The 12938-nt window shown below is 66.5% G+C and carries 10 protein-coding genes; 4 read left to right on the top strand and 6 right to left on the bottom strand.

What is annotated here, in order from left to right; translation table 11 throughout:
• Positions 1-18: 18 nt before the first annotated feature.
• On the bottom strand, positions 19-2112 hold the full coding sequence (locus ACNI3R_RS01085; RefSeq protein ID WP_426180236.1) for a malate synthase G: 2094 nt from the start codon (positions 2110-2112) through the stop codon (positions 19-21).
• 120 nt (positions 2113-2232) lie between these two features.
• Between ACNI3R_RS01085 and ACNI3R_RS01090 the strand changes: the two genes are divergently transcribed.
• Positions 2233-2892, top strand: a complete 660-nt coding sequence (locus ACNI3R_RS01090) for a hypothetical protein (RefSeq protein WP_426179178.1) — start codon at positions 2233-2235, stop codon at positions 2890-2892.
• Here ACNI3R_RS01090 and ACNI3R_RS01095 read toward each other — a convergent pair.
• The 4 genes from ACNI3R_RS01095 to ACNI3R_RS01110 form a co-directional block, all read right to left on the bottom strand.
• Positions 2876-4255, bottom strand: a complete 1380-nt coding sequence (locus ACNI3R_RS01095; RefSeq protein ID WP_426179180.1) for an alginate export family protein — start codon at positions 4253-4255, stop codon at positions 2876-2878. The genes ACNI3R_RS01090 and ACNI3R_RS01095 overlap by 17 nt on opposite strands.
• A 119-nt stretch (positions 4256-4374) precedes the next feature.
• On the bottom strand, positions 4375-4959 hold the full coding sequence (locus tag ACNI3R_RS01100; RefSeq protein WP_426179182.1) for a Smr/MutS family protein: 585 nt from the start codon (positions 4957-4959) through the stop codon (positions 4375-4377).
• Positions 4937-6181 (bottom strand): murein transglycosylase A, encoded by a 1245-nt coding sequence (mltA, locus tag ACNI3R_RS01105; protein WP_426179183.1) that lies wholly within the window; start codon positions 6179-6181, stop codon positions 4937-4939. The genes ACNI3R_RS01100 and mltA overlap by 23 nt, the downstream gene beginning before the upstream one ends.
• On the bottom strand, positions 6178-6828 hold the full coding sequence (locus tag ACNI3R_RS01110; RefSeq protein WP_426179184.1) for a Tim44/TimA family putative adaptor protein: 651 nt from the start codon (positions 6826-6828) through the stop codon (positions 6178-6180). The genes mltA and ACNI3R_RS01110 overlap by 4 nt, the downstream gene beginning before the upstream one ends.
• 226 nt (positions 6829-7054) lie before the next feature.
• On the opposite strand from ACNI3R_RS01110, the gene secB reads away from it, so the two are divergent.
• From secB to trpS, 3 genes are all read left to right on the top strand, one after another.
• Complete coding sequence (gene secB / locus ACNI3R_RS01115) at positions 7055-7555, top strand: protein-export chaperone SecB (RefSeq protein ID WP_426179186.1); 501 nt, start codon at positions 7055-7057, stop codon at positions 7553-7555.
• A gap of 66 nt (positions 7556-7621) precedes the next feature.
• Positions 7622-9199: a murein biosynthesis integral membrane protein MurJ gene (gene murJ, locus ACNI3R_RS01120; protein WP_426179188.1), complete on the top strand. Its 1578-nt coding sequence runs from the start codon at positions 7622-7624 to the stop codon at positions 9197-9199.
• 57 nt (positions 9200-9256) lie between these two features.
• Positions 9257-10252 carry a tryptophan--tRNA ligase gene (trpS, locus tag ACNI3R_RS01125; protein ID WP_426179190.1) on the top strand — a complete coding sequence of 332 codons (996 nt, stop codon included), beginning with the start codon at positions 9257-9259 and terminating at the stop codon, positions 10250-10252.
• A gap of 39 nt (positions 10253-10291) precedes the next feature.
• On the opposite strand, the gene topA is transcribed toward trpS, so the two are convergent.
• Complete coding sequence (gene topA / locus ACNI3R_RS01130) at positions 10292-12868, bottom strand: type I DNA topoisomerase (RefSeq protein ID WP_426179192.1); 2577 nt, start codon at positions 12866-12868, stop codon at positions 10292-10294.
• Between the last annotated feature and the right edge of the window lie 70 nt (positions 12869-12938).

Genomic DNA, 12938 nt, shown 5'->3' on the forward strand with positions numbered 1-12938 from the left:
CGTCGCGAGAAGCCGGGCTCAGCCGGCCGCCTTGACCTTCAGGCGGAAGGCGTGGAGCAGCGGTTCGGTATAGCCATTGGGCTGCGCGACCCCCTCGAACACCAGGGCGCGTGCGGCTTGGTAGGCCAGGCTCTCCGCCTCGCGACCCGCCATCGGCTGGTAGAGCGGGTCGGCCGCATTCTGCGCATCGACCTTGGCCGCCATTCGCGACAGCGCCGCGTCGATTTCCTCGGCGGACGCGACGCCATACAGCAGCCAGTTGGCCATATGCTGCGAGGAGATGCGCAGCGTCGCGCGGTCCTCCATCAGACCGACATCGTGGATGTCGGGTACCTTGGAGCAGCCCACACCCTGGTCGACCCAGCGCACCACATAGCCGAGAATGCCCTGCGCATTATTGTCCAGCTCGGCCCGAATGTCCTCAGGCGTCCAGTTGTGGCCATGGGCAACGGGGACCGACAGCAACCGGTCGAGGCTGGCGACGGGCTCGGCACGGCGCTCTTCCTGCCGGGCGAATACGTCGACCTCGTGATAATGGGTCGCGTGGAGCGTCGCCGCCGTCGGAGACGGCACCCAGGCGGTGTTGGCGCCGGTGCGCGGGTGGCCGATCTTCTGAGCGAGCATGTCGCCCATCCGGTCGGGCGCGGCCCACATGCCCTTGCCGATCTGCGCCTTGCCCGACAGGCCGCAGGCGAGGCCGATCTGGACGTTGCGATCCTCATAGGCGGCGATCCAGTCGCTCGTCTTCATGTCGCCCTTACGGATCATCGGGCCGGCACGCATCGAAGTGTGCATCTCGTCGCCGGTGCGATCGAGAAAGCCCGTGTTGATGAACATGATCCGATCCTTCACCGCCTCGATGCAGGCGGCGAGGTTTGCCGAGGTGCGGCGCTCCTCGTCCATCACGCCGACCTTGAGCGTGTGGCGGTCGAGACCGAGCAGATCCTCGATCGCGTCGAACAGCCGGTTGGTGAAACCGGCCTCCTCCGGACCATGCATCTTCGGCTTGACGATGTAGATCGACCCTGTCGCGCTGTTGCGATGGCGACCCAAGCCGCGGACGTCGTGCAACGCGATCAGGCTGGTGACGATGCCGTCGAGAATGCCTTCGGGCGCCTCGCGTCCGTCGGGGAGCAGCACTGCCGGGGTCGTCATCAGATGCCCGACATTGCGCACGAAGACGAGGCTGCGCCCCGGCAGAGTGAAGGCCGTGCCATCGGGCGCGACATAATGCCGGTCCTCGGCGAGGCGACGGGTGATCGTGCGGCCGCCCTTGTCGAAGCTCTCCTCCAGATCGCCCTTCATCAGGCCGAGCCAGTTGGAATAGGCCAGAACCTTATCCTGCGCATCGACCGCCGCGACCGAATCCTCGAGGTCGCAAATCGTTGTCAGCGCGGATTCCAGGATCACGTCGGCGAGGCCGGCCGGATCGTCGCGCCCGATCGGGTGGACGCGGTCGATCACCAGTTCGATGTGCAGGCCGTTGTGGCGCAGCAGCAGGTTGTCGCCCGCGCGGCCGACGAGCTGCGCCGGGTCGGCGAGCGCCGGCGCGGCGCCGGTCCAGTCGGCCCAGCTGCCGTCGGCCAACGGCAGCGCGCGGTCGAGAAACGCCTTGGCCCAGGCGATGACCTTGGCGCCACGTTCGGGATCATAGCCCGGACCCGCCGGCGACCCCGGAATGGCGTCGGTGCCGTAAAGCGCGTCGTACAGGCTGCCCCAGCGTGCATTGGCGGCGTTCAGCAGGAAGCGGGCGTTGAGGATCGGCACCACCAGCTGCGGACCGGCGGTCGTCGCCAGTTCGGCGTCGACATTGCGGGTACCGACAGCGAAGGGGGCCGGCTCCGGAACAAGATAGCCGATGGACGAGAGGAAGGCCTTATAGGCGTCCATGTCGATCGGCTGGCCGGCCCGTTCGCCATGCCAGGCGTCGATCTGCGCCTGCAGCGCGTCGCGGTGGGCGAGAAGCGCTCGATTTTCGGGAGCGAAGCGCGCGAATATATCGGCGGTCCCTGCCCAGAAGGCGCCGGGCGCAATCCCCGTCCCCGGCAGGACCCTATCCTCAAGGAAGCGGACGAGCTCATCCGCGATCTTCAGACCTGCCCTGTCCACCATCGTCGTCATGTCAGCCTCGCCATCGAAAGAGATGGCACACCGAGTAGCGCAGACGGCGATTGGAAACTATTGGGATAATATGCGCGACATTCATTCTTTTCAGGAATGAATTAACCACCCATGCGCCCGGTCCTGAACCAGCGGCGCGAAGAGCCGAAGCGCATCAGATCGCACCCGCAGTGGCGGCAGACCGCGTGGCTGATCCCGTTGATTTCGGTGCGGCTGCCGCCGACTGCCGAATGCCGGCCATTTTCGCAGGCCAGGGCACTGGCCTTTTCGGGCGGGGCAGAGATCGGCATGCTGGAGAATGAAACGAGCGACATGGCGGACATCCTTTCCACCGGGTTGGCGTGGATGCTCTCTGGGAGGGCCGTTTTGCCGGCTTATTTCACCGCTGAAACCTGTGCCGTCATTTTCCGCCAGCCAGCCAATGCGAATCGCGCGCCCCGTTCGGCGGCTGCGGCAGGTCGCGCGTGGGGCCACGATCCAGTCCAACCCCATCTACCGACCCGTCGGCATTGCCGCGCCGCTGACCGGTGGGAAACCGGTGGTGCGGACCAATGCGCCATCGCGTCCCGTCATCGGGTTGCTGCGGAGAACACCTACGCAGCACCCTTCGTGGCCGAAAAGCTGGCCAATCTCGATTCGCGTCAAGGGGCCGACCGAAGCGCTGCGGTTCCCGGCCAGGCCCAATTGCCGGGCGGTGGCGAACAGCGACGGCCAGTGTCGTCTGGAGGCGACACGGCCTTTCCGCCGCTCGGGATCAGATCGACAGGATGAGATCGAGATAGAAAACCTTGGCGTCGCCGGTCGCGGGCGCATTGGGAGCGTTCTTGAGCAGCGAGGATTTGGCGAGCCATGCGGCGCCAGTGTCGATCTGGACGCGCTCCGGCACGATCCAGTAGCGGATGCGCGCCTCGGTCTGATAACCCGCGAAGCTGCCCGATCGGCCCTGTGCATCGACGACGCCGGTCTGGGAGAAGCTGTCGCGGCGGCTCTCGGTCCATGCCGCCCGTACCATGACGAAGGCATCCCAAGTCTTGCTTGGCGCGATCTCGAACCGGACGCCTGGCGAGACGATGTTGGCGCGGCCGAGCGGACCATAGAGGCTCGTCGGACCGAACTCGAAGCGCCGCGCACCGTAGAGCGTGTCGAAGCGGCCGAATTTTCCCGGCTTGCGCTCGTCGCCCGATGCGACATCCATATGGACCGACAACCGCGACTTGAGCCTGTCGGTAAAGCCGTAACCGACCTCTGCATGGGCAAACCAGGCCTCGACATCGAGGTCGCTGAGGTCGGTGACTCCGGTGGTCCGCCGCGTCTTGCCGAACTGATATGCCGCCTCGACATCATGGTCCCACTTGCCCTTGGCGGGCTTGCGGAAAGCGCGCGCGCCCACAGTCCACAGGCGACGGTTCCGCGTCAGCCTGCCGGGGCTGTCCTTCTCCCGAAGACCGAAGCCATAGGCCTCGCCGACGCCGCCGAGCATCTTCGGCATGGTCAGATGCGCACCGAAGAACTGAAGGTCGGTCGTCTCCTGATCCCATTCGACACCCTCGTCACGGATGCCATCGGCATCCTCGGGCAGACGGATCTGCGGCATCGACCAGAGGAGCTGTACACGATACTGACCGGCCGTAGTCCAGTCGGCGAAAACGCCGGTATAGGCATTGGTCGTATTGCGGAAACGCTGGCGCGACACGAGACGTCGCGAACCGATGTCGAGCGTGAAGCGCCCGGCCATGATCTTGCCATGGCCGCTCTTGGTACCCTTGCTGTGATCGCCGAGCTTCACGCCCGCATAAGCCTGGATCAGTTCGAGGGCATTGACCTCGCTGGTGCCGGCGCTCGACAAGCGGTCCTGACCGTAAGTCCGCGCATCCCAGATTTCACCGCCCACAAAGACATCGCCGCCATCATATTCGGCGGCGAGCGTCGTCTTGAGCGACAGCATCTCGTCGCTATTGGCGCGGCCACGACGAAACTGTCCACCGAACGCCTCGAAGCGCGTCCGCATCCCCGCGGTGATGGTCAGATTGTCCGGCGCGCCCAGTGCGGTGGCCAGCGGGCCTCGCTCGGCGGCGGCAGGCGTGGAAAGCAGCGCGAGCAGCAGGGCGGGCGGCAGGAAACGGAAGGTCTTCAAAATTGTGGTCCCCGGTTCGAAAAGCTGCGTCCGACCTAGACGATAAAGTTTAACCACCGCTCTTCGCCATGCGACAACGTCGCCCTTCTGCCTAAGACTTTGGTATAGACAATTTTAGCCTAGGGCAGCGGTTCGCGTGCGCGCCGCAGGATCACATAGAGAGCGCCGGCGCCCCCATGGCGGGGATGCGCGTTGCGCACGGCGGCGATCCGGCTCGCGTGGCGCGAGCTTTCGAGCCACTGGCCGATCGAGGCGCGGATGAGACCACGGCGCGGCCTGCCATCCCAGTCGCGGTCGCCCTGTTTCGGGGGTTTGCCGGTGATCACGAGCAGAACGCGCACCCCCTCGGCGATCGACTGATCAAGGATCCGATCGAGCAGGCGCTGGGCGCTGTCGAGCGTGTGCCCGTGCAGGTCGACCGTCCAGTCGGGATCGGTGACGCCGCGGCGCAGGCGGCGGTCCCATCCGCCATCGAGCGTGTCGGCGAGCGGCTTCTGCTGCGTCAGTGGAGTAGCTGCCGGCACCCGCAGAGGCGGAACCCGGCCGCGTTGCGCACGGGGCACGGGGGCGTCGGGCCCTGCGGGAGCAGGCGGAGCTGAGACAGCCTTGTTCTGCGCCCTCGGCGCGCGTCCGGGCAGCGGCTTTACTGTTGCGGTGACGCGCTGCCAGAGCGCGACTTCGTCAGGATCGAGCCGCCTGCTCACGCCGGTCCGCCAGGCGGGCCGCAGCGATGCGCGGAATGAGCAGCCATGCCTGGCCGCGCCCGCTCATCCCGCCCGCAATTATACGGGCCTGATCACCCGCGCCCCAGAAAGTGTCGAACCGGTTGGCGCCCTTGATCGCGCCGCCAGTGTCCTGCGCGATCCACAGGCCGTTCGCCTCGGGCCGATCGAGCTGCAGGATCACGGGCGCGCCGAGAGGGACGAAAGCAGGATCTGCAGCCACCGTGACGCGGCCCGTTACCGGCACGTTGAGCGCGCCGATCGGGCCCGGCCCGGTCAGTTCGCGGAAGAAGACCCAGCTCTTGTTCTCGCGCATGATCGCGCGGCCTTCCTCGGGGTTGGCGCGCAGCCAGGCCATCACGCCCTGCATCGACAACTGCCCCGGCCCGAGCAGACCCCGGTCGCGCATGAGCTTGCCGATACCGACATAGTCGCGCCCATTCTGCCCGTCATAGCCGATCCGCATGACCGAGCCGTCGGGCAGGCGCAGGCGGCCCGATCCCTGGACCTGGAGGAAGAAGAATTCGACCGGGTCGGCCGCCCAGCCGATCTCGAGCGCCTTGCCGCTCAGCGCGCCATCCTCGATCGCGCCGCGATCGGGATAAGGCACCAGCTTGCCGCCCTGAACGCGGCCGCGAATCTTCTTGCCCTTCATCTCGGGAAAGAAGTCCCCCAGATCGCCTTCGACGAGATCGGACGGTCGCTTGTAGACCGGGACCTCATAGCCAAGTTGCGGCGTGCGCGATCCGGCGATCTCCGGCTCATAATAGCCGGTGGCATAAGCCTTGCCGCCACCGACCTGGATCACGCTCAGTTGATTGGCGAAGAAGGAGGAGGCGTCGCTGTCGGGCCATCCGGTGGCGCGGGAGCAAGGCTCGCTCCAGTCACCCGACTGGGTGAGGCCGCTCTGGTCGCTGCGCCGCTGCAACGCGGGACAGGACAAGCGAAAAGCCACGAGCGCTGCCCTGGCCGCATCCGCATTGATCCCGAAACTGGCGAAGGCCGGACCGGGAAGCAGGCCGCTCTCGACCGCCGTGCGCGGCGCCGACGGCGCAGGCGTTCCGGTAGAGGGCGCTGGTGTTGGCCGGGGCGCTGGTTCGCCAGCCGGGGGGACCGGCTGGTTGGGAAGATGCGGCTTGGGAACGACTGTACAGGCCGACAAGGCAGCCAGCGCGGAGAACCCCGCGACGAGGCGGCGGATCACGCGGCCTCGTCGGTTTCGACCAGCATCCAGTTCGGATCGTCGGCGCGAACATGCCGGCTGAAGGCCCACACGTCATGCGTCGGCACGGCGTCGGACAGCGATCCGGCGAGCACATTGCCTTCCGCATCGCGCGTCACGGCAGCGATATCGGCGTCGAAACGGACCGTGACGTGCGCCATCTGTCCGTTCATCCGCGCCTGCTCGATGACGGCATTCTCGATCGAGACGAGCCGGTTGTCGAGCGTCTCGCCCGCGACCTTGCGCTCCTCGATCGCAGCGGAGAACGCCTCGAACACATCGTCCTCGACCAGTCGGCGCAGTGTATCGACATCGCCACGCCAATAGGCTTCGAGAATCATCCGGTACGCCGAGCGCGCGCCTTCGAGGAAATGCGCCGGATCGAAGCTGCCATCGGCGGCCTGGATCGCACGCACACCCGCTTCGGCGCGCGGCTCGACAGCTGCCGGACGGGCGGCCGGGGCGGGCGAGAGGTTGTCGGGAAGCGAACGCCCGGCGCCGATCGGCGCGGGTGTAACTTCCGCTGGCCGGGCGATGGTCTGCTCATGACCGGTGCGACGGCCGAGCACGCTCCACAGGCGGAACGCCACGAAGAGGAACACCATCGCTAGAATGACAATCGTCGTCACCGGGCCTCCAATACGCTACCAGAACGCATAACATAGGGACAAAGGGTCCAAGTTTCAAATGACTCGACCCTGCTGACCTTTCGGGTAGCAGCACCGGCCCGTGACCGACCGGCAGCGGGGGCAACCGCGCCATTGCTCCCCCCCGCCCTGCCTGCTAGTCGCGAAGCGCATTGCCGGGCGCAGGCGGCCCCTGCTCCGGCTCAACGAACCTATGGAAAGACGTGCAATGAGCGAAGAGACGGGCGCCACCGAAATGCTGGGCAACGGCCAGGACAATCTGCCGCAGGTCGCGATGATCGCCCAATATGTGAAGGACCTCTCGTTCGAAAATCCGAGCGCGCCGGGCATCTATCAGGCGCCCGAGCAGCCGCAGATCGACGTGCAGTTCAACATCGGCTCGCAGCTGGCCGGCGAAGACGTCTACGAAGTCGCGCTCAAGATCGAGATCAAGGCGACCCAGGGCGAGCTGACCTCCTATGTCGTCGACCTCGTCTATGCGGGCCTGTTCGGCATCCGCAACGTGCCCGAGGAACATATCCCGGTCTTCCTTTTCGCCGAAGCCCCGCGCCTGCTTTTCCCCTTCGCCCGCCGCGTCGCTGCCGATGCGATTCGCGACGGCAACTTCCCGTCGCTGGTGCTCGAGCCGATCGATTTCGGAGCGCTCTACATGCAGCAGGCCCAGCAGCAGCAGGAACTGGCCGAAGCCCAGCCGGCCGGGGAAGCCTGAAACCCGGATGGACCCGTCTGACCGCCTTTCCCGCGCCGCCGGGAAAAGCGGTCGCGGACTGATCGCATGAGCCTGCTCAAAGCCAGCGCGACCATCGGCGGACTGACTCTGGTCAGCCGGATCGCCGGTTTTGTCCGCGACATGCTGATGGCCCGCTTCGTCGGCGCCGGCTTCGCATCGGACGCCTTCCTGATCGCCTGGCGGCTGCCGAACCTGTTCCGCGCGCTCTTCGCCGAGGGGGCCTTTTCGGCCGCCTTCGTGCCGATGTTCAACCGCACGGTGGCCGAAGCCGAGAAGGACAAGCCCGGCGAAGGCCTCGCGATCGCGCTGCGCTTTGCCGAGGACGTGCTGTCGGTCCTGCTGCCTATCCTGATCGTCTTCACCGTCATCATGATGTTCGCAGCCGGGCCGATCGTGTGGACGATGACCGGCGGCTTTCCCGATGGCGGCCCCGAGAAATTCGCGTTGGCGACGGAATATACGCGGATCACCTTTCCCTATCTGATGCTGATCTCGCTGGTGTCGTTGCTCGGCGGCATCCTCAATTCGCTGAACCGTTTCTGGGTCAACGCCGCCGCGCCGATCCTGCTCAACCTGTGCCTGATTGCCGGCCTGCTCTTCTTTCGCGGGCATAGCGACGTCGAGACGGCGCGGACCCAGGCGATCGCCGTCACGGTGTCGGGTGCCCTGCAGCTCGGCTGGCTGGTTCTCGCCTGCTGGCAGGCTGGCGTCCGCCTGCGCGTTCGGCTCCCACGCCTCAGCCCGGAGGTGAAACGGCTGCTCAAGCTGATCGGCCCGGCCGCCCTCGGCGCTGGCGCGGTGCAGTTCAACCTGCTGATCTCGACCACCCTTGCCGCGCGCTTCCTGCCCGAGGGCTCGGTTTCCTATCTCTATTATGCGGACCGGCTGAATCAGCTGCCGCTGGGGCTTATCGGCATCGGCGTCGGCACGGCCATGCTCCCCAGTCTGTCGCGTCAGCTCGGCGGAGGAGATCGACAGGCCGCGCTCGATACGCAGAATCGCGCGATCGAACTGGTGCTGCTGCTCACCCTGCCGGCGACCGCCGCGCTGATGGTGTCGGCCACCCCGCTGATCCGGGCGCTGCTCCAGCACGGCGCGTTCACCCCCGCCGACACGATCGCCAGCGCCCGCGCACTCGCCGCCTTCTCGCTCGGCCTGCCCGCCTATGTGCTGATCAAGGTGCTGACCCCCGGCTTCTACGCGCGGGCCGACACCAGGACGCCGGTGCGCATCGCGCTGGTCGCGATGCTCGTGAACCTCGTCCTCAACCTCGTACTGATCTGGCCGCTCGCGCATGTCGGGCTGGCCGTGTCCACCGCGATCTCGGCCTGGGTGAACGCCGGGCTGCTCTATGTGACGCTGCGCCGGCGCGACCATTTCGCGGTGGACGATCGCCTGCGCCGCACGGGCATCCGGCTGATCGCCGCGACGCTCGCCATGGCCGCCCTGCTGTTCTTTCTGAACCCCTGGATCGATCCCTGGACCGGTCGCAGCCTGCTCGAACGCAGCGTGGCGCTGGCCGTGATGATCGCCGCGGCAGCCATCGTCTATTTCGGTCTGGTCTTCGGTCTGGGCGCCTATTCCGTCGCCACGCTGAAGGGGCAGTTGCGCCGCCGTCGATAAGGTCGGCGGGACGGCACGCTTGACTCGGTCGGGCGTCGCCCCAATAGCCCGGCTATCATGACCCACAAGCGCACAGTCTCGGGCATCCAGCCCACCGGCAACCTTCACCTCGGCAATTATCTCGGCGCGATCAAGCGCTGGGTGCAGATGCAGGACGAGGGCGAATGCCTGTTCTTCCTGGCGGACCTGCATGCGATCACCGTGCACAACGACCCGGCGACACTCGCCTCCAACATCCGCGAGATGGCGGCGGCGCTGGTCGCGTGCGGCATCGATCCCGACAAGGCGATCCTGTTCCGCCAGCGTGACGTGCCTGCCCATGCCGAGCTGTGCTGGCTGCTCAACGGCACCGCCCGCATCGGCTGGCTGAATCGCATGACCCAGTTCAAGGAGAAGTCGGGCAAGAACCGCGAGGGCGCCTCGATCGGTCTCTACGCCTATCCGGTGCTGCAGGCGGCCGACGTGCTGCTCTATCAGGCGACCCATGTTCCGGTCGGCGAAGACCAGAAGCAGCATCTCGAACTGGCGCGCGACATCGCCACCAAGTTCAACACCGACTTCGGGGTCGAACTGTTCACCCTGCCCGAGCCCGTCATCGGCGGCCCGGCCGCGCGCGTGATGAGCCTGCGCGACGGATCGTCGAAGATGTCCAAGTCCGATCCGTCGGACATGAGCCGCATCAACCTGACCGACGATGCCGAGACGATCATGTCCAAGGTTCGCAAGGCGAAGACCGATCCCGAGCCGCTGCCCGACACGGTCGAAGGGCTGGAAGGCCGGCCCGAGGCGCGCAACCTCGTCGGCATCTACGCCGCCATGACCGACATGACCCCGGCGGAAGTGCTGGCACAGTTCGGCGGCCAGGGTTTCGGCGCGTTCAAGCCGGCACTGGGCGAAATGCTCGTCGAGAAGCTGGGACCGATCGCCGAGCGGCTGCGCGCGCTGAAGGCTAATCCGGCAGAGGTCGACGCGATTCTCGCCAAGGGGGCGGAGAAGGCCCGCACCCTGGCTTCGCCGACGCTCGCCAGCGCTTATCGGGCAATGGGCCTTTAACGATCAGCGGGAGGGCGCCCTACCAGCGCCCTCCGCACGTCAGGCCTTTGCGGCCGCTGTCTTCGCCGGAGCCTTTTTGGCGGCCGGCTTCTTTTCCGTAGCCGCCTTCTTGGGAGCAGCAGCCTTCTTCGGCGCGGCCTTCTTCTTGCCCTTGGCCGGCGGCCCCTTGGCGGCGCGCGCAGCCAGCAGTTCCAGTGCCGCCTCCAGCGTCATCTCGTCGGGATTCGCGGTTTTCGGCAGCGTCGCATTGGTCTCGCCGTCGGTCACATAGGGACCGAAGCGGCCCGCCATCAGCTTGACCTCGGCATTGGTCACCGGGCTGGTACCGAACTGTTTGAGCGGCTCGGCCTTGCCGCGCTGACGACCGCCGCCGGCTGCGGCCTCGGCCAGCTTGACGACCGCAGCGTTCATGCCGGTCTCGAACACCTCCGCCGTCGAGGCGAGGCGCGCATATTTGCCGTTGTGCGCCAGATAGGGACCGAAGCGACCGATCGAGGCGGTGATCGGTTCGCTGGTTTCGGGATGCGGCCCGATCAGGCGCGGCAGCGAGAGCAGCTTGAGCGCCCACTCCATGTCGAGCGCATCGGTGCCCACATCCTTCGGGATAGAGGACCGTTTGGCATCCTTGCCGTCGCCGAGCTGGATATAGGGACCGAAACGGCCCGCGCGGCGTGAGACCTCGAGCCCGCTCTCGGGATCGGTCCCAAGCACGACCGGGCCGCTATCGGCGCCCGCATCCTCGGCACCGGCCTGGGCGAAGCGACGCGTATATTTGCACTCCGGATAGTTGGAGCAGGCGATGAATGCTCCGAAGCGCCCGCCGCGCAGCGACAGCCGGCCCGCATCGCACGCCGGACATTGGCGGGGATCGCCGCCATCTTCCTTTTCCGGGAACAGATAGGGCGCCAGGAACTCGTCCAGCGCGGCCGTCACCTCGGACGGCTTCTGGTCCATCACCTCGACGGTCTTCGGCTTGAAGTCCTTCCAGAAGGCCTCCAGCACCGCCTGCCAGCCGGCGCGACCGCCCGAGACGTCGTCGAGGCTCTCCTCGAGATGGGCGGTATAGTCGTAGCTGACATAGCGCTCGAAGAAGCGCTCGAGAAAGCTGGTCACCAGCCGCCCGCTCTCGCTCGGCTGAAAGCGGTTCTTCTCGACCGTCACATATTCGCGGTCCTTGAGCGTCTGCAGGATCGAGGCATAGGTGGAGGGGCGCCCGATGCCGAGCTCCTCCATCTTCTTGACCAGGCTCGCTTCCGAATAGCGCGGCGGCGGCTGGGTGAAATGCTGCTCCGAATTGACCTTCTTCTTGGCCGGCGCATCGCCCTCCTTCATGCGGGGCAGGCGGCGGCTCTCGTCATCGGCCTCGTCGTCGCGACCTTCCTCGTAAAGCGCCAGATAGCCGGGAAAGAGGACGACCTGGCCAGTCGCGCGGATCGCGTGCTGGCCGGTGCCGTCGGTCATGTCGACCGTGGTCCGCTCCAGCCGCGCCGACGCCATCTGGCTGGCGAGCGCGCGCTTGAAGATCAGATCGTAGAGCCGGCCATGGTCGCCGCTGCCGGCACGATCGCGCGAGAAGTCGGTCGGGCGGATCGCTTCATGCGCTTCCTGCGCATTCTTCGCCTTGGCGGTATACTGGCGCGGCTTGTCGGGCACGTAGGACGCATCATAGCGATTGGCGATCGCGCCGCGCGCAGCGGTGATGGCGCTGCCGTCCATCTGGACGCCGTCGGTCCGCATGTAGGTGATCGCGCCATCCTCGTAGAGCGCCTGCGCCAGCCGCATCGTGTGGCTGGCCGAGAAGCCGAGCTTTCGCGCGGCCTCCTGCTGGAGGGTCGAGGTCGTGAAAGGCGGCGGCGGGTTGCGGGTCAGCGGCTTGGTCTCGACCGTTGCGACCGAGAAGCGCCCCGCCTCGACATCGGCCTTGGCGGCGCCGGCGTCCTTGCCGTTGCCGATCGTCAGCCGGTCGATCTTCTGCCCCTTCCAGCGCACGAGGCGCGCGATGAAGGGGATGCCGTCATGCTCCATGTCAGCGGTGATCGACCAATATTCCTGCGGGCGGAAAAGCTCGATCTCGCGCTCGCGGTCGACGACAAGACGCAGCGCCACCGACTGCACGCGTCCGGCGGACTTGGCGCCGGGCAATTTGCGCCACAGCACCGGCGACAGCGTGAACCCGACCAGATAATCGAGCGCGCGGCGCGCCCGATAGGCGTCGATCAGATCCTCGTCGAGTTCGCGGGGATTGGCCATCGCCTCGGTGACGGCAGGCTTGGTGATCGCGTTGAACGTCACGCGCTGGACGGTCTTCGGCAGGGCGCGGCGCTTGCCGAGCACCTCCTTCACATGCCAGCTGATCGCCTCGCCCTCGCGATCGGGGTCGGTCGCGAGGATCAGGACATCGGCGTTCTTCGCCTCGTCGGCGATCGCCTTCAGCTGCCGCGTCTTGTCGGCATAGGCCTCCCATTCCATCTCGAAGCCATTGTCTGGATCGACAGAGCCATCCTTGGCCGGAAGATCGCGGACATGTCCGTAGGAGGCGAGGACGCGGTGACCCGGACCGAGATATTTTTCGATGGTCTTGGCCTTGGCGGGCGATTCTACGACGACGAGCTTCATGGCGGTTACAGGCATTCCTTTTCGGAGCGCATAGACTGGTGGCCTACGCACGCGTACACGTACGAAGGTG

The organism is Rhizorhabdus antheiae (assembly GCF_049889055.1).
In the GTDB taxonomy this organism is placed as follows: Bacteria; Pseudomonadota; Alphaproteobacteria; order Sphingomonadales; family Sphingomonadaceae; genus Rhizorhabdus.